The organism is Marinobacter lutaoensis (genome assembly GCF_001981305.1).
In the GTDB taxonomy this organism is placed as follows: Bacteria; Pseudomonadota; Gammaproteobacteria; order Pseudomonadales; family Oleiphilaceae; genus Marinobacter; species Marinobacter lutaoensis.
The window spans coordinates 376473-390937 of sequence record NZ_MSCW01000007.1 but is presented as its reverse complement, the minus strand read 5'-3'; the positions used below and the strand labels follow the sequence as shown (position 1 = coordinate 390937).

Genomic DNA, 14465 nt, shown 5'->3' with positions numbered 1-14465 from the left:
AACCATGTTGGCACTGCAAATTACCCCCAAGCCGCCGCTGTCCCAGTGGCCCCAGGCGCTGGCCGCCAGCGAGGACCAGACCCGCAAGGCGGCGGTGCGGGCGTTGAACAAGACGGCGCGCTGGCTGCGTACGCAAGTGACGCGGGATACCGCCCGTTCGCTGGACGTCAAGGTGGGTGCGGTGCGCCCGGGCTTGGTGCTGCTGCGGGCGCGCAACAGCCGACCCGAGGCCGGAGTGGCCCTGGCGAAGACGGCCGGCGTGATCAAGGCCGCGGCCCTGGGCACCCCACGGCAAACGGCAAGAGGGGTGCAGGTGGGTCGCCGCCACTGGGATCACGCCTTCCTGGCCGACATGCCGAATGGACACCAGGGCGTGTTTCGGCGCCGCGGCAAGGCGCGGCTGCCCATTCAGGAGGTGCAGTTGGTGGTCACCGGGCGCATGGCCAACGTCATGGAGGATCTTTCCGATGGGCCGGCCTTGCGCCACTTCGAAACCCTATTCCAGCGCGAGCTGCGTTACTTGTCTAGGGTCGCCTGATGGACCGATTGACCCTGCTGCATCAAACCCTGCTGGAGGGGCTGGCGCAGATCGCCGGCGTTCGGCACTGCAGCCCCTTTCCCAAGCGCCGGGACGAGGTGCGCCTGCCGGCCATCTTTTTGGATCTGGCAGAGCTGGAGCCGGCCCGGGATCCGGGGACCGGCGAACTGGCCCTGATCACGCACTGGGAGGCGCGAGTCCTGGTCTCGGACCGGCAGCCCGAGACCGTGCTCTGGAGCCTGGTACAGGGCGTGATGCTCTGGCTCTACGATCACGCCTGGCCGGCGCTCAATGTCGGGCGTGCCAACCTCAAACAGGCAGCCCCCGATCATTTCAGCCCGGAGTACCAGGGGCACCGCATCTGGCTGGTGGAATGGACCCATACCCTGCGCGTGGGCGACAGCGTCTGGGCGGGCGAGGGCATCGTTCCAGACACCGTCATCCTCGGCTGGAACGGCGAAGCCGGAGATCAACTGGAGCTGACAGGCGATGACCCTGACGTTTGAAGTCACCGAATTGCACCGGCGGCTGGCCAATCTGATCCGGCTGGGGCGCGTCATCGCTGCGGATTACGCCGGCGACATCCCGCGCCTGCGGATCCGGATCGGTGAACTGGAGACCGCCTGGCTGCCCGTGATGACGTCGCGGGCCGGCGGGGACAACTGCTGGTGGCCGGTGGAGATCGGCGAGCAGGTACTCGTGCTGTCGCCCAGCGGCGATCTGGCCCAGGGAGTGGTGCTGGGCTCGCTGCATCAGCAGGCGTACCCGGCTCCGGGGCATGCGGCCCATGTTCACCGGGTCGTCTACGGCGACGGTGCCGTCATTGAATACGACCGCAAGGCCCATGCCCTCAAGGCGGTGCTGCCGCCCGGGGCGACCACCCAGCTGATCTCGCCGGGCGGTGTGCGCATCGTCGGCGACGTCGAGGTGGAAGGCCATATCCGCGCCTCCGGTGACCTCACCGACCACACCCGCTCGATGCAGGCCGACCGGGAGATCTACAACGGTCATAGCCATCCAGGCGTGGTTTCAGGGCCGAGTTCAACCGGTACACCTGATCAAACGCAGTAGGTGATGACCTATTTGCTGGTGACGCGTTGATCATGTTCTTTGAAAGCCGCGATCAACTTATCGTTGAAGTGAACGGGGGAGCACAGCCTTTCAAGAAAGGTTGCTGAGTCCTCGGCAGTGAGCTTGATTGCCTGAGGTTCTTCGCTGATTGATTGAGGCGACTTGTGAGGCCGGCTGTGTTCTCTTGTCGAATCCACAACTCCCTCCTAGTCAATTGAAATTACTTGATGTGCAGTTGGGGATCCTGCCTGGCATGCAAGACCCGAACAATTTGCACCTGAAGCTCCTGCAAGCGGTAGAAAACCACATGGCTGTCAACGGAAAGACTGCGCATGGCGGGCAGTAGCTCGTCGCGCATTACGCCCATTTCCGGGTGTTCAGTTAAGTGCCACAGCTGTTCCTTGATATGCTCAAGGTAACTGGTTGCCCGCGATATTCCCCAGTTGAGGGCTCCGTATTGGTAGATCTGTTTTAAGTCATCGCGAGCAACGGGGGATATAACCAGGGTATAGGCCATCATGCAGTGTCGAGCCTATCCCTGGATGTCTTGAAAGAGCGCATCCAAAGCGCCTTTTGACCGGATGGCCACACCTTCGCCGCGATCGAGCTGATCCAGGCCAGCCTGCAGTTGCTCACGCAGACGCGCGAGCTTGATCTCGTGAATCCAGTCCTCGTGGGTCTCCATAAAGCGCAGCGCCTCGCGAATCACTTCGCTGGCGTTGTTGTAGAGGCCGGTCTCGACCTTGGCCTTGACTCGGGCTTCCAGTTCGGGGGTGAGAGAGACGTGCATCTGCCTGCTCCAAAGTTCACGTGTCTAACTGCAAAGGTAGCACAGAATACAAATATTGTCAAAGTTTGTATGGACGGAATGAACCGAATCACCGGCCAATGGTTGACCGGTGAGGCCCACTTGCGCCAGTCGATCGTCGACATCCTGACCACACCCCTGGGTTCGCGGGTCATGCGGCGGGACTACGGGTCCCGGCTGTACCAGTGGGTGGATGCGCCCATGAATCGCAAGACCCTGGTGGAGATCTACGCGGCGGCGGCCGAGGCCCTGCGCCGGTGGGAGCCGCGTCTGGAGGTCAGCCGCATCCAGGTGGAGCAGATCGCCTCAGGTCGTCTGCATCTCTTGCTGGAAGGCGAGTACCGTCCCAGCGGCCGACCCATACGACTGGAAGGGATAGAGGTATGACAAAACGACAGGATTGGCGTTTTGCACGCCCGAAGGGCGCCTGTCAGGGTGCCGCACAGGGAGGTGCGGCATGACAGGTTTCAGCGCCATCGACCTGGCCCGACTGCCCTCGCCGGAAGTCGTGGAAAGCCTGGACTACGAGGCGATCCTGGCGGCCATGCTGGAGGACTTGCGGTCGCGAGCGCCGGGGTTTTCCGCGCTGGTGGAGAGCGACCCCGTCTACAAGATTCTCGAGGTGGCGGCCTACCGGGAGTTGCTGCTCCGAGCCCGCATCAACGACGCCAGCCGCGCTGTGATGCTGGCCTACGCCCGGGGTGCGGACCTGGATAACCTTGCCGCCTTCTTCGGCGTGGAGCGCCAGCTCATCGATCCCGGCGATGCCGAGGCCATTCCACCCGTGCCACCCCGGTACGAATCCGACGACCGGCTGCGCAAGCGGGTGCAGCTGAGTCTGGAGGGGCACAGCACCGCCGGCCCGGTGGGCAGCTACGTCTTCCACAGCCTGGCGGCCAGCCCGCGGGTGAAGGATGTGGACGTGACCAGCCCCGAACCCGGCAAGGTGGTGGTGACGGTCCTGTCCACCGAGGGCATCGGCATGCCGGACGACGCCTTGCTGGCGGCGGTGGCGCAACGCCTCGATGCCGAGTCGGTCCGCCCGCTGACGGATCAGGTAAGGGTCCAGAAGCCGCGGATACTGAAATACCGCGTGGAGGCCGAACTGCGGCTCTACGAAGGGCCGGATGCTGAAGTAGTGCGCCAGGCGGCGGAAGCGGCCGCCCGTGACTATGTGGCGCGCCACCATTTGCTCGGCAACGACATCACTCTTTCGGGTTTGTATGCCGCGTTGCATCAGCCCGGTGTCCAGCGGGTGGTGTTGCAACAACCCACACGCGATCTGGTGATCGCTCCGCAGGAGGCCGCGTGGTGCACCGAGGTGTCGGTGCAGACGGGAGGTAGGGATGAATAAACGACAGGACTGGCGTTTATCACAGCCGAAGGCTGCCCTAAGGGTGGCGCACAGGGAGGTGCGCCATGAATAACAGCCTGCTACCGCTGAATGCCACGTCCAGTGAGCGCGCGCTCGAACAGGTGACCGAGCGCGCCAGCAACTTGCCGGTGCTGGTCCAGACCCTGTGGGACCCGCAAACCTGCCCGGAAAACCTGCTGCCCTGGCTGGCCTGGGCGCTGTCAGTCGATGCCTGGGACAGCGATTGGCCCACCGTCGTCAAGCGCAAGGTCATCGCCGAGAGCGTCGTGATCCACCGGCGCAAGGGCACCGTGGAGGCCGTGCGCCGCGCCATGGCCGTGTTGGGAGTGCAGGTGGAGCTGCGCGAGTGGTTCGAGATCGACGGACCACCCCACACCTTCTCGGTCACGGCTTGGGCCGGTGACAACTTTCGGGAAGACGACGCACCGCTGCTCACCGCCGACTACTACCGGTCGCTGAAACGCGCGGTGGATACGGCAAAACCGGTGCGCAGCCACTACGACTTCAAGGTCGGCGCCCGTTTCGGCGCCGAGCTGGGACTGGCCGCCGTCGCTCAAACGACGGCGCGAACGCGCGAGGCCGGAGAGGCCCATTACCTGGGTGCGAGACTCGCCGGCGCCGTTCACCTGGGCGGCTTTCAACGCCTCTATACCGTCTTTCGTGTAGCGATGGAATCCGTATGAGCACAGCTTTCAAACCGGTGATCACCCAGGCGGGGATCACCGCCGTCTTCAATGCCACCCATTCCGGCCTCCAGGCCAACATCGTCGAGGTGGCCCTGGGGGATCAGGGCTGGTCGCCGGAGGCTTCGGCCACCGCTCTGAAACGCGAAAAGCGCCGGATCCCGATCAGCAACGGCAACCGGCTCTCCGACAACCAGATCCATATCACCGCAATCGAGGACGGGCAGCTGGCCTACTGGGTGCGCGAGATCGGCTTTTATCTCGACGACGGCACCCTGTTGGCGATCTGGAGTCATCCGAGCCAGCCCCTGGCCTACAAGGCCGCCGGGGTGGATCTCCTGTTGGCCTTCGACCTGGCCCTGAGCGCCCTGCCGGCGGACAGCGTCAAGGTGATCGGCACCGGCGGGGTCAATCTCTCTCCGGCCACCACGGAACAGTTGGGCGTGGTGCGGCTGGCGACCCTGGCCGAGGCCAAAGCTGGCACTGTGCCAGACGAGGCCGTCACCCCGGCCGGGATGCGCGCCCATGGTGACGCCCGCTATGCCCGGGTATCCCATCACCATCCTTGGGATCAGATCGACGGCAAGCCGGCGGCCTATCCTCCGTCTGCGCACCAGCATGGCTGGGCTGAAATCGATGGTAAGCCCTCGACCTACCCGCCGGCGAGCCACAACCACGACGGTCGCTATGTGCTTCTGGCATCACAGACGCGTGTGACCTACGGTCGCCTGCAAACCACCGCACGCCGCTCCTCGGTGGGTTGGTGGAACGGCTATGACAGCACGGCGTACAACTACGTCGATATCTACCCACCTTACGGTTACACCATGAGTCACCTGATCGGATTCATCGCCAGCATCGGCGCGGTGCACTACGCGGGTGAAGTGGACGACAACGATTCCATTTGGCTGAAGTGGCACCGGCAGAGCGACAGGGTCCGCGTAGTGTGCAACAACTCCGAAAACCGTGCTGCCTCCCAGATCAATTACTTGGCACTTTGGAGGAAGTGATGGCTTGGCTGGAAATCGATGACGGCATCATACTGGGTGTCCACAATGAGCGCTGCGAATCCGAACTCGAGTGGGTGGAATTCGACGGCGAGGCCAACCCCGGCGACGGCTGGGTGGATGGCACGTTGATCCCCGCTCGGGAAGACATCGCACCGGAGGAGCTGCGCCGGCGCCAGGCCCGGGCGCACATCCTCGAATACTACCCCGAGTGGCGCCAGCTCAATGTCCTGCGCGCGGGCGACAGCGAAGCCATCGTCACCATGGGTAAGTTCATCGATGCCTGTCGCAATTGGTCCAATGATCCTGCCGCCGATCCGGCGGATCTGGCCGCGATCCAACCCTGATAATCCCCTGGAGACTCTCATGGCAGAACAGTTTTTACACGGCGTGGAGGTCGTCGAAATCGACAGCGGCCCGCGTCCGATCCAGACGGTCCGTTCCTCGGTGATCGGCCTGATCGGTACCGCACCCGAGGCGGACGAGGCGGCCTTTCCCCTCAATATGCCGGTGCTGATCGCCGGCAAGCGCGGTGAAGCCGCCGCCCTGGGATTGCGCGGCACCCTGCTGGCGGCGCTGGACGACATCTTCGACCAGGCCGGTGCCATGGTGGTCGTGGTGCGCGTGGCGGAGGGTAGTGCTGAACTGGAGATGGACACCCTCTCCAACGTGATCGGCGGCATCGATCCGGAGACCGGGCAGTACCTCGGAGTGCAGGCCTTTCTCGCCGCCGAGAGCGAGGTCAAGGTCACGCCGCGCATCCTGATCGCACCGGAGTTCAGTCACCACCCGGCGGTGGTGGCGGAGCTGATGGGCGTGGCCGACCGGTTGCGTGCGGTGATCATCGCCGACGGCCCCAACACCAGCGACACCGAGGCCATCACTTACCGCGAGCGGTTCGGCAGCCCGCGGGTCTACCTGGTCGATCCCTGGGTGAAAGTGTGGGATACCCGCAGCAACGGCGAGGTGGCGCGTCCGGCCAGCGCCCGCGTGGCCGGCCTGATCGCCAAGTCGGACAGCGAGCGAGGCTTCTGGTGGTCGCCCAGCAACCGGGAGATCTACGGCATCACCGGCACGGTGCGCAGCGTGGATTTCGCGCTGGGCGATGCCAATGCCCGGGCCAACTTCCTCAACGCGCACGAGGTGGCCACCATCATCCAGAAGGACGGCTTCCGCCTGTGGGGCAACCGCAGCTGCTCGGCCGACCCCAAGTGGGCTTTCCTGAGCGTGCGCCGCACCGCCGACATGATCAATGAGTCGCTGCTGCGCGCCCATCTGTGGGCGGTGGATCGCAACATCACCAAGACCTATCTCGAGGACGTGCTGGAAGGGGTGAACGCCTACCTGCGCCACCTGCGCACCGTGGGGGCCATCATCAACGGCCGCGCCTGGGCGGACCCGGCGCTGAACAGCCCCGACCAGATCGCCCAGGGCAAGGTCTACATCGACTTCGATTTCACGCCGCCGTACCCGGCGGAACACATCACCTTCCGCAGCCACCTGGTCAACGACTACCTGGTGGAAGTGCTGCCCGAAGCGGCTTGAGGAGGCGACGATGCTGGATGACATCCTGAAAAACATGGCGTTGTTCGTCGACGGCCGCGGCTATGCGGGCAACGTGGAGGAGCTGACCCTGCCGAAGCTGACCCTCAAGACCGAGGAGTTCCGCAACGGTGGCATGGACGCGCCCATCGAGGTGGAGATGGGCATGGAGAAGCTGGAATGCGAATTCACCCTGACCCGCTTCGACAAACAGGTGCTGAAGCTGTTTGGCCTGGCGCCCGGCCAACTCACTCCCCTGACCATCCGTGGGGCGGTGGTTTCTGACTCGGGAACCCAGACCGCGGTGGTGGTGAACCTGCAAGGCATCGTGCGGGAGATGGATCCGGGCAACTGGAAGCCCGGTGAGAAGGCCACCCTCAAGGTGGTCATGGCACTGCGCTACTACAAGCTGACCCATGGCAGCGAGGTCGTCCACGAGGTCGACATTCCCAACATGGTGCGCACCATCGGCGGCATCGACCAGTTGGCCGCGGTGCGTAACGCCCTCGGTATCTGAAGCAGGAGACACTCATGGACCAACACACCTATTACGTGATCAAGCCCACCACCCACAACCGCAAGAAGGTCAGCTACGGCGACGAGCTGCTGCTCACCGAATCCCAGGCGCGGCCTCTGCGCAACGGCGGTTTCATCAGCCCGGACAAGGCGGCCGCCGAGCGGATCGGTGAGCTCGTTCGGGAGGTGCAGGCGCTGAAGGCGGGTGACACCGAGACCGCGGACACCGACACCGATTCGAACAAAGAGGACGCCGCCCAATGAGCAGCATCGAAGTGGAACTGCAGCACCCCATCAGCATCGACGGCGCGCAAGTGAAAATCCTGCGCCTGCGCCGTCCCAAGGTGCGCGACATGCTCGGTGTCGAGCAGGGCGCCCGCAGCGATGCGGAAAAGGAGATCCAGCTGTTTGCCAACCTCTGTGAGGTGACGCCAGAGCAATTGCTGGATCTGGACATGGCGGATTACGCCAAGCTGCAGAAAGCCTATCAGGATTTTTTGTCCTGACGCCCCGCGACGCCCGTCGCGCCCTCGTCGTCCTCGCCAGCCACACCGGCTGGTCCCTCACCGAACTGCTCGAACTCGACGGCCATGAACTCATGGCCTGGCTCGACGTATTGCCGAAAAGGAAGGATTTACAGCCATGACCGCGTCGTCCTTCAAGCTGGCGCTCCAGATCGGGGCGACGGTGGGTCAGAGCTTTCGTCAGGCGGTACGGGGCTCCCAGGCACAGCTGGGTCGGCTGGGGGCGACCCTCGATAAGCTCAAGGACCAGCAGGCGGCGGTCCGCCGGTTCGAACTGGCCGAGGCCAATGTGGGCAAAGCGCGGGCGGCCTACAACGCCGCCTCCCGGGAGCTGATGCGCCTGCGCAAGGAACTGGCGCAGACGGACCAGCCCAGCCAGCGCCTCACCCAGTCCTTCGAGGCCGCCCGGCAAAAGACCGAGCGGCTGTCCCGGGAGCTGGCCAAACAGCGTGAGCGGTTGCAGCGCAGCGGCCGGGAGCTGGACGGTGCGGGCGTCTCCACCGCCGGTCTCGCCCGTGACAATGTCCGGCTGGGGGCGACGGTCGACCGCCTGAGCCAGAAGTATCAGCGGCTGGCGCGGGTCATGCGTGCTCAGGAGGCCGTCAAGGCCCAGCGCGCAGACCTGCGCGGCCAGCTGTTCGACGCGGTGGCCCTGGGGGCGAGCGTGGCGGCGCCGGTGCGGATCGCCGTGGGGTTCGAGCAGTCCATCGCCAAGCTGGGCGCCATCACCCGGGCCAGTGACGAGTCCCTGCAAAGTCTCGAGCGGACCGCGCGGCAGTTGGGGGAGAGCACCCTGTTCTCCGCCTCCGAGGCGGCCTCCGCCATGACCTTTCTCGGCATGGCCGGTTTCAAGACCAACGAGATCATCGCCGCCACGCCGGGCATGTTGAGCCTGGCCCAGGCCGCCGGCAGTGATCTGGCCCAGACCGCCGACATCGCCTCCAACATCCTCAGCGGCTTTTCGCTGAAGGCGGAGGAAATGGGCCGGGTCGGGGATGTGCTGGCGGCTACCTTCACCAGCTCCAACACCACCCTGCAGATGCTGGGCGACACCCTGAAATACGCGGCACCGGTCGCCAGCAGCGCCGGCGCCGGTATCGAGGAGGTGGCGGCCATGGCCGGCCTGCTCGGCAACGTCGGCATCCAGGGCAGCATGGCCGGCACCGCGCTGCGGGCGGCCTTCCTGCGCCTGTCGGCACCGCCCAAGGCGGCCGCCGATGCCTTGGCGGCGCTGGGGGTGGAGGTCACCGACCTGGACGGCAACCTGCGGCCGGTGCCGGAACTGCTCAAGGAGCTGGCCGAGGCCACCGAGGGGTTGGGGTCTGCCGAGCGGGCCGAAGCGGTCAAGCAGATCTTCGGCGAGGAGGCCTCGGCGGGACTCACCGAGTTGCTCAAACAGGCCGGCAGCGGTGCCCTGGACAGCTACATCGCCGAGCTGCGGCAGGCCCAGGGCACGGCCGAGGCCATGGCGCGCAAGATGAGCGCCACCACCCACGGTGCCCTCAAGCGCCTGGGCAGCGCGCTGGAGAGTGTGGCCATCAGTCTCGGCAGTGTCCTGCTGCCCACGGTGGCTGCCGGGGCCGAGCTGTTCGCCGGCATGGCCTCTTGGGTTTCCGGAGCGGCGCAGGAATATCCCTTGCTCACCAAGGTGATCGTGGGCGCGACCGCGGGGCTGATCGCTCTAAAGGTGACAGCCATCGCCGGCGCCTATGCCTACACCTTCTTAAAGGGCGGGGTGCTGTCGCTGGTGACGGCCTACCGCACTCTGAGTGCCGGACTGGCTCTGGCGCAGCTGGGGATGACGCGCCTGAATGTCCTGTCGGCGCTGAGTGCCGCCCGCATGGGCGTGGTTACCGCCGCGCAGTGGGCGTTGAACATCGCCATGACGGCCAATCCCATCGGCCTGATCGTCGCGGGTATCGCGGCTCTGGCTGGCGCGGCCTATCTGCTGATCCAGTATTGGGAACCTATCGGCGCCTTCTTCAGCGGGCTGTGGGAGGGCGTCAAGTCGCTCACCGCCGGGGCGGTGGACTGGCTGCTGGGCAAGCTCCAACTGCTGGCCAAACCCTTCGAATTGCTCGGTCAGGCCTGGGACAAGGTGTCGGGCTGGTTCGGCGACGATGAACAAGCCGAGGCCAAGCCGGCGAACCGGCGCCGCAACCGGCTCGCGACGGCGGCCGTCGGCTCGGCCCTCGCGGCACAACCGGCCATGGCCGTCCCTACGGCGACGGTCGAGGCGCTGCCACAGATCGAGTCGGCCAGTCCGGTGCACAAGACCTCGCGATACGTGCGCATCGATGCACCGATCACCATCCACGCCCAGCCGGGCATGGACGAGAAGGCCATCGCGGCCGAGGTGCAGAAAGCGCTGGAAGCGCAGCGGCTGCGGGCTGAGACCGATCGGCGCTCGGCACTGTACGACGGTTAGGGCGAAGCCCGCCGTTTTTCCGTGAGGCAATCCGATGAACGAAACCATGATGGCGCTGGGCGACTACCGCTTCTCGGTGGACACGGCGGCCTACCAGGAACTCAAGCGCAGCCAGGCCTACCGCTGGCAACCCCAGGAGCGCTTGCTGCGCCGCCCGGCCCAGCAGTTCCTCGGGCCGGGTGAGGAGACCCTGGAGCTGACCGGCGTGATCTATCCGCACTACCGCGGCGGCCTGCAACAGCTGGAGCTGATGCGCCGGCAAGCCGGCCGCGGAGAACCGCTGCTGCTGGTGGACGGCCTCGGCTTCATCTGGGGGCGTTGGGTGATCACCCACCTTGAGGAGACCCAATCGATCTTCCAGGGCAACGGGCAACCGTTGAAGCAAGGCTTCCGGCTGCAGCTGACCCACTATGGCGAGGACAACGACTGATGGCCCGCTACCGAACCAAAGACGGTGACGTCCTTGATGCCGTTTGCTTGGCTTGGTACGGCCGGGCTCGAGGAGTCGTGGAAGCGGTACTGGCGGCCAATCCCGGCCTGGCCGAGCGCGGCCCGGTGCTACCCGCCGGCATCCTGATCGAACTGCCGGAGTTCAACCGTACGCCGGTGAATGAGGCCACGATCCGCCTGTGGGGTTAGATGTATGAAACCGGACTTTCGCATCCTCGCGGATCGGCAGGACATCACCGCCCGGATCCGGGACCGGCTGCTGTCTCTGCGCATCACCGACGAGGCGGGCATCCAATCCGACACCGTCGAGATCCTGCTGGACGACCGCGACGGCCGCATCGAGTGGCCCGCCCACGGCGTGGAACTGGAAGTGTTCCTGGGCGATGGCCGCACCGGCCTCAGCCGCATGGGGCTGTATGTGGTGGACGAGGTCGAGCACTCGGGGCCACCGGCGAGCCTCACCATTCGCGGCAAGGCGGCGGACCTGCGCGCGGCCATCAAGGCACCGAGGACCCGCAGCTGGCACGACCTGAGCCTGGGCGACCTGGTGGCCACCATCGCTACCGAGCACGGGTTGACCCCCCGGGTGGCGGAGGCCCTGGCCGGCATTCCCATCACACACCTCGACCAAACCGAGGAGTCCGATCTGCACCTGCTGACCCGACTGGCACGGGAGCACGGCGCTGTGGCCAAGCCGGTGGCCGGCTTTCTGGTGTTCGTGCCCAGGGGCGAGGCCAAGGCAGCGACTGGCCGCGACCTGCCCACCATCCCTATCACTGCCACCGACGTCAGCCGGCACCGGATGACCCAGTCCGAACGCGGCAAATACCAGGCGGTGCGCGCCTGGTGGCACGACCCAAACGGCGCGGACCGGGTGCCGGTGCTGGTGGGGGATGGCAAACCGGTCTACACCCTGCGCCACCCCTATCCGGACGCCGAGGCGGCAACCCGCGCCGCCTCGGCCAAGCTGGAATCTTTGCGCCGCGGCAACGCCACCCTGTCACTGACCCTGATCGGCAATCCGGCGCTGCAGGCCGAGGGCAAGATCCGACTGACGGGGCTTCGCGACCCGGTGGACGGGGTGTGGCTGCTCCAGCGGGTCGAACACCAACTCGACGGCCGGGGTTTCGTCACTCGCATTGAAGCCGAAACCCCCAACCGCTGATTTCAATACCGATTCACCCTGACGGCCGCTCATGCGCATCCATGCGCTCGCGGCATACCGTTCGTCCTGAACATACCCGCCACCGAGTGGTCGTTGTGTTTTTGGGAGGGCCTATGGCGCCACAGGACAAGCACACACCCCTGGTGACCCTGCCGCAAGAAGACCTCGAGGACATGCTGAGCCGGGCCGCCGAGCGCGGTGCTCGGCGAGCACTGGCCGACGTCGGTCTGGACGGGGAGAACGCCCGGGAGGACATCCGCGAGCTGCGCTCTCTGCTGCAGGCACTGAACCTCGCCAAGCGCACCGCCTGGCAGACCATGGTGCGCATCGCCACCACCGGCCTGCTGCTGGCCCTGATGGCAGGGCTGGCAATCAAGTTCAAACTGTTCGGAGGACAATAAACATGCTAACCCTGCTCGGTAGCCTGCTGGGCTTCATCTCCAGCGCCTTTCCCGACCTGCTCAAGCTCTGGCAGGACCGCCAGGACCGCAAACACGAACTCGCCATCCTGGACCGCCAGATGGAGCAGATGCGGCTGGGGCACAGCCAGCGCCTGGAAGAGATCGCCGTGGAGGCGGACATCGCCGAGAGTCAGGCTCTCTACAAGTACGACAACCGGCTCACCGGCGTGAAATGGGTGGACGGCCTGCGCGCCTCGGTGCGCCCGGTGATCACCTACGCCTTCTTCCTGCTGTTCACCGCCGTGAAACTCAGCGCCCTGTACGTTCTGATGGCCGACCAGGGACTCGCCTTCGTGGTGGCCCTGCCGCAGATCTGGGACCCGGAAACCCAGGCGCTCTTCGCGGCGGTGATGAGTTTCTGGTTTGGCCAGCGCGCACTGGCCAAGGCGCGAGGGCAGTGAGATGCGGCACATCACCCAGGACGGGCTGGACCTGATCAAACGCTTTGAGGGCTTCAGCCCGACCGTCTACATTTGTCCGGCGGGATATCCGACCATCGGCTACGGCCATCTGGTGCGGGATCATGAGCAGGACCGGTACCAACAGGGCATCACTGAGCAGGAGGCCGAGGACCTGCTGCGCCGGGATGTCCAGGTGGCCGAACGCGCCGTCCTGCGGCTGATCGATGTGCCCCTAAGCGACGGCCAGTACGATGCGCTGGTGTCCTTCACCTTCAACCTGGGGGCCGGGGCGCTGCAGCGGTCCACATTGCGGAGGAAGGTGAATCGGGAGGCGCATGCTGAGGTGCCCCCTCAATTCAGACGATGGGTATGGGCTGGAGGTAAGCGGTTGAGAGGCTTGGAAAAAAGGCGTACTGCCGAGTCGGGGATGTACCTAAGGTCCTGAATCTATTGTTCTATCACCGGATAAAATCGTCTACTATTGCACCCGAGGGGGCACAAGGAAACCATGGCTACAGCTGAGCAAATAAAAGCGTTACTTAAGAGCCACGCTGATCGCGACGATCAGCGGTTCTATGCTATTGCTTTGCAGGTGGCAGCAAAAGAAGCACGTCAGGGGCACCATAAACTGGCGAGCGACATAAAAGCGATGGTTGAAAGGTCTCAAAAGGGCCTAAAGGATATGGGGCTCGCGGCTGCCAAGCCTACCCCTCTGGCTCAGCAGCCAAAGGGCGACCTTAAAGGGCTTCTTGAGCTAACTCACTCGACGGTTCGCAGCAGCGAGCTGGTGTTGTCTAGTGAAGTTAGCGAACGTCTGGAGCAGGTTCTTTTGGAACAACGCCAAAAAGACCGGCTTGCTCAGTTCGGACTTTTTCCTCGACGTAAGCTGTTGTTTACAGGCTCACCTGGTACAGGCAAGACGATGTCAGCAGCAGTCTTGGCGACAGAGCTGAAATTGCCTTTGTACACCATCGTGCTCGATAACTTGATTACCCGGTTTATGGGGGAAACTGCGGCTAAGCTTAGGTTGATATTTGAACACATAAAGCGAACCCGTGCGGTGTATCTCTTTGATGAGTTTGATGCCATTGGAACACAGCGTGGTGCTCAGAATGATGTTGGGGAAATCCGCAGGGTTTTGAACTCATTTCTGTTGTTTGTAGAGCAGGATGCTTCCGAAAGCATCATAGTAGCTGCCACCAATCATCCCGAGCTGCTTGATAAAGCACTCTATCGGCGGTTTGACGATATCATCCGATTTGAAAAGCCAGGACAAGATCAGATCAGAAAGCTCATCGAAAATCGCTTGTCTGTGTTTGATACCGATTCATTGGCGTGGGCGGATATCACTGCTGCAGCGGATGGGTTGAGTTCGGCGGAGGTAACCCGCGCCTGTGAAGACGCGGCGAAAGAAGCCGTCTTGCATCATGACACTAAAATTACGACAGCGTTGATCACGAAAGCGATTAAACGCCGTCAGTCTGGAAAACAATAAG

The 14465-nt window shown here is 64.3% G+C and carries 22 protein-coding genes; 20 read left to right on the top strand and 2 right to left on the bottom strand.

The genetic code is table 11. The annotated features are described in order from the left end of the window. Window positions 1–4: 4 nt before the first annotated feature. Genes BTO32_RS11385 through BTO32_RS11375 form a run of 3 tightly spaced genes read left to right on the top strand, consistent with a single transcriptional unit; the run spans window position 5 to window position 1609 of the window. Window positions 5–538, top strand: coding sequence for a phage tail protein (locus BTO32_RS11385; RefSeq protein WP_076724753.1), 534 nt, complete (start codon window positions 5–7; stop codon window positions 536–538). Further along, entirely contained in the window at window positions 538–1044 is a 507-nt protein-coding gene (locus BTO32_RS11380; protein ID WP_076724752.1) for a hypothetical protein, read from the top strand. Before BTO32_RS11385 ends, BTO32_RS11380 begins: the two co-directional genes overlap by 1 nt. Beyond that, on the top strand, window positions 1028–1609 hold the full coding sequence (locus BTO32_RS11375; protein WP_076724751.1) for a phage baseplate assembly protein V: 582 nt from the start codon (window positions 1028–1030) through the stop codon (window positions 1607–1609). The genes BTO32_RS11380 and BTO32_RS11375 overlap by 17 nt, the downstream gene beginning before the upstream one ends. Before the next feature lie 220 nt (window positions 1610–1829). Here the strand turns inward: BTO32_RS11375 and BTO32_RS11370 are convergent, their stop codons facing one another. Together BTO32_RS11370 and BTO32_RS11365 are read right to left on the bottom strand one after the other, a co-directional pair. After that, on the bottom strand, window positions 1830–2129 hold the full coding sequence (locus tag BTO32_RS11370) for a type II toxin-antitoxin system RelE/ParE family toxin (RefSeq protein ID WP_027853048.1): 300 nt from the start codon (window positions 2127–2129) through the stop codon (window positions 1830–1832). A gap of 12 nt (window positions 2130–2141) precedes the next feature. Beyond that, on the bottom strand, window positions 2142–2399 hold the full coding sequence (locus BTO32_RS11365; RefSeq protein WP_027853047.1) for a type II toxin-antitoxin system ParD family antitoxin: 258 nt from the start codon (window positions 2397–2399) through the stop codon (window positions 2142–2144). Window positions 2400–2477: 78 nt separating this feature from the next. Between BTO32_RS11365 and BTO32_RS11360 the strand changes: the two genes are divergently transcribed. The 17 genes from BTO32_RS11360 (at window position 2478) to BTO32_RS11280 (ending at window position 14464) form a co-directional block, all read left to right on the top strand. Continuing rightward, complete coding sequence (locus tag BTO32_RS11360) at window positions 2478–2804, top strand: GPW/gp25 family protein (RefSeq protein WP_281171138.1); 327 nt, start codon at window positions 2478–2480, stop codon at window positions 2802–2804. 70 nt (window positions 2805–2874) lie between these two features. Further along, window positions 2875–3771: a baseplate assembly protein gene (locus BTO32_RS11355; RefSeq protein ID WP_076724750.1), complete on the top strand. Its 897-nt coding sequence runs from the start codon at window positions 2875–2877 to the stop codon at window positions 3769–3771. A gap of 65 nt (window positions 3772–3836) precedes the next feature. Beyond that, window positions 3837–4475, top strand: a complete 639-nt coding sequence (locus tag BTO32_RS11350; RefSeq protein WP_076724749.1) for a phage tail protein I — start codon at window positions 3837–3839, stop codon at window positions 4473–4475. Beyond that, on the top strand, window positions 4472–5485 hold the full coding sequence (locus BTO32_RS11345; RefSeq protein WP_076724748.1) for a phage tail-collar fiber domain-containing protein: 1014 nt from the start codon (window positions 4472–4474) through the stop codon (window positions 5483–5485). The genes BTO32_RS11350 and BTO32_RS11345 overlap by 4 nt, the downstream gene beginning before the upstream one ends. Continuing rightward, the gene (locus BTO32_RS11340; RefSeq protein WP_076724747.1) at window positions 5485–5829 is read left to right on the top strand and encodes a hypothetical protein; all 345 of its coding nucleotides are present in this window, start codon (window positions 5485–5487) and stop codon (window positions 5827–5829) included. The genes BTO32_RS11345 and BTO32_RS11340 overlap by 1 nt, the downstream gene beginning before the upstream one ends. Before the next feature lie 19 nt (window positions 5830–5848). Next, a complete protein-coding gene (locus BTO32_RS11335) occupies window positions 5849–7027 on the top strand; it encodes a phage tail sheath C-terminal domain-containing protein (protein WP_076724746.1) in 1179 nt (392 codons plus the stop codon). 10 nt (window positions 7028–7037) lie between these two features. After that, window positions 7038–7541, top strand: a complete 504-nt coding sequence (locus BTO32_RS11330) for a phage major tail tube protein (RefSeq protein ID WP_027853040.1) — start codon at window positions 7038–7040, stop codon at window positions 7539–7541. Window positions 7542–7555: 14 nt separating this feature from the next. Beyond that, window positions 7556–7804: a hypothetical protein gene (locus BTO32_RS11325; RefSeq protein WP_076724745.1), complete on the top strand. Its 249-nt coding sequence runs from the start codon at window positions 7556–7558 to the stop codon at window positions 7802–7804. Then, a complete protein-coding gene (locus BTO32_RS11320) occupies window positions 7801–8046 on the top strand; it encodes a phage tail assembly protein (protein ID WP_076724744.1) in 246 nt (81 codons plus the stop codon). Before BTO32_RS11325 ends, BTO32_RS11320 begins: the two co-directional genes overlap by 4 nt. Window positions 8047–8182: 136 nt before the next feature. Beyond that, window positions 8183–10492: a phage tail tape measure protein gene (locus BTO32_RS11315; RefSeq protein WP_076724743.1), complete on the top strand. Its 2310-nt coding sequence runs from the start codon at window positions 8183–8185 to the stop codon at window positions 10490–10492. A 34-nt stretch (window positions 10493–10526) separates the two neighbouring features. Next, window positions 10527–10922 (top strand): phage tail protein, encoded by a 396-nt coding sequence (locus BTO32_RS11310; RefSeq protein WP_076724742.1) that lies wholly within the window; start codon window positions 10527–10529, stop codon window positions 10920–10922. Continuing rightward, the gene (locus tag BTO32_RS11305) at window positions 10922–11131 is read left to right on the top strand and encodes a tail protein X (protein WP_076724741.1); all 210 of its coding nucleotides are present in this window, start codon (window positions 10922–10924) and stop codon (window positions 11129–11131) included. Before BTO32_RS11310 ends, BTO32_RS11305 begins: the two co-directional genes overlap by 1 nt. Before the next feature lie 4 nt (window positions 11132–11135). Then, a complete protein-coding gene (locus tag BTO32_RS11300) occupies window positions 11136–12107 on the top strand; it encodes a contractile injection system protein, VgrG/Pvc8 family (protein WP_076724740.1) in 972 nt (323 codons plus the stop codon). A 113-nt stretch (window positions 12108–12220) separates the two neighbouring features. Beyond that, window positions 12221–12508 carry a DUF6127 family protein gene (locus tag BTO32_RS11295; protein WP_022993575.1) on the top strand — a complete coding sequence of 96 codons (288 nt, stop codon included), beginning with the start codon at window positions 12221–12223 and terminating at the stop codon, window positions 12506–12508. A gap of 2 nt (window positions 12509–12510) precedes the next feature. After that, window positions 12511–12969, top strand: a complete 459-nt coding sequence (locus BTO32_RS11290; protein WP_076724739.1) for a hypothetical protein — start codon at window positions 12511–12513, stop codon at window positions 12967–12969. A gap of 1 nt (window position 12970) precedes the next feature. Next, on the top strand, window positions 12971–13414 hold the full coding sequence (locus BTO32_RS11285; protein ID WP_076724738.1) for a lysozyme: 444 nt from the start codon (window positions 12971–12973) through the stop codon (window positions 13412–13414). Between the two features lie 63 nt (window positions 13415–13477). Beyond that, a complete protein-coding gene (locus tag BTO32_RS11280; RefSeq protein ID WP_076724737.1) occupies window positions 13478–14464 on the top strand; it encodes an AAA family ATPase in 987 nt (328 codons plus the stop codon). The last annotated feature ends 1 nt before the right edge of the window (window position 14465 follow it).

Excerpts from the sequence above, each read along its gene's own strand:
- BTO32_RS11280 (WP_076724737.1), top strand. The coding sequence starts at position 13,478 with ATGGCTACAGCTGAGCAAATAAAAGCGTTACTTAAGAGCCACGCTGAT.
- BTO32_RS11365 (WP_027853047.1), bottom strand. The coding sequence starts at position 2,399 with ATGCACGTCTCTCTCACCCCCGAACTGGAAGCCCGAGTCAAGGCCAAG.
- BTO32_RS11300 (WP_076724740.1), top strand. The coding sequence starts at position 11,136 with ATGAAACCGGACTTTCGCATCCTCGCGGATCGGCAGGACATCACCGCC.
- BTO32_RS11285 (WP_076724738.1), top strand. The coding sequence starts at position 12,971 with ATGCGGCACATCACCCAGGACGGGCTGGACCTGATCAAACGCTTTGAG.
- BTO32_RS11310 (WP_076724742.1), top strand. The coding sequence starts at position 10,527 with ATGAACGAAACCATGATGGCGCTGGGCGACTACCGCTTCTCGGTGGAC.
- BTO32_RS11355 (WP_076724750.1), top strand. The coding sequence starts at position 2,875 with ATGACAGGTTTCAGCGCCATCGACCTGGCCCGACTGCCCTCGCCGGAA.
- BTO32_RS11385 (WP_076724753.1), top strand. The coding sequence starts at position 5 with ATGTTGGCACTGCAAATTACCCCCAAGCCGCCGCTGTCCCAGTGGCCC.
- BTO32_RS11325 (WP_076724745.1), top strand. The coding sequence starts at position 7,556 with ATGGACCAACACACCTATTACGTGATCAAGCCCACCACCCACAACCGC.
- BTO32_RS11375 (WP_076724751.1), top strand. The coding sequence starts at position 1,028 with ATGACCCTGACGTTTGAAGTCACCGAATTGCACCGGCGGCTGGCCAAT.
- BTO32_RS11295 (WP_022993575.1), top strand. The coding sequence starts at position 12,221 with ATGGCGCCACAGGACAAGCACACACCCCTGGTGACCCTGCCGCAAGAA.
- BTO32_RS11320 (WP_076724744.1), top strand. The coding sequence starts at position 7,801 with ATGAGCAGCATCGAAGTGGAACTGCAGCACCCCATCAGCATCGACGGC.
- BTO32_RS11305 (WP_076724741.1), top strand. The coding sequence starts at position 10,922 with ATGGCCCGCTACCGAACCAAAGACGGTGACGTCCTTGATGCCGTTTGC.
- BTO32_RS11315 (WP_076724743.1), top strand. The coding sequence starts at position 8,183 with ATGACCGCGTCGTCCTTCAAGCTGGCGCTCCAGATCGGGGCGACGGTG.
- BTO32_RS11330 (WP_027853040.1), top strand. The coding sequence starts at position 7,038 with ATGCTGGATGACATCCTGAAAAACATGGCGTTGTTCGTCGACGGCCGC.
- BTO32_RS11290 (WP_076724739.1), top strand. The coding sequence starts at position 12,511 with ATGCTAACCCTGCTCGGTAGCCTGCTGGGCTTCATCTCCAGCGCCTTT.
- BTO32_RS11350 (WP_076724749.1), top strand. The coding sequence starts at position 3,837 with ATGAATAACAGCCTGCTACCGCTGAATGCCACGTCCAGTGAGCGCGCG.
- BTO32_RS11380 (WP_076724752.1), top strand. The coding sequence starts at position 538 with ATGGACCGATTGACCCTGCTGCATCAAACCCTGCTGGAGGGGCTGGCG.
- BTO32_RS11370 (WP_027853048.1), bottom strand. The coding sequence starts at position 2,129 with ATGATGGCCTATACCCTGGTTATATCCCCCGTTGCTCGCGATGACTTA.
- BTO32_RS11340 (WP_076724747.1), top strand. The coding sequence starts at position 5,485 with ATGGCTTGGCTGGAAATCGATGACGGCATCATACTGGGTGTCCACAAT.
- BTO32_RS11360 (WP_281171138.1), top strand. The coding sequence starts at position 2,478 with ATGAACCGAATCACCGGCCAATGGTTGACCGGTGAGGCCCACTTGCGC.
- BTO32_RS11335 (WP_076724746.1), top strand. The coding sequence starts at position 5,849 with ATGGCAGAACAGTTTTTACACGGCGTGGAGGTCGTCGAAATCGACAGC.
- BTO32_RS11345 (WP_076724748.1), top strand. The coding sequence starts at position 4,472 with ATGAGCACAGCTTTCAAACCGGTGATCACCCAGGCGGGGATCACCGCC.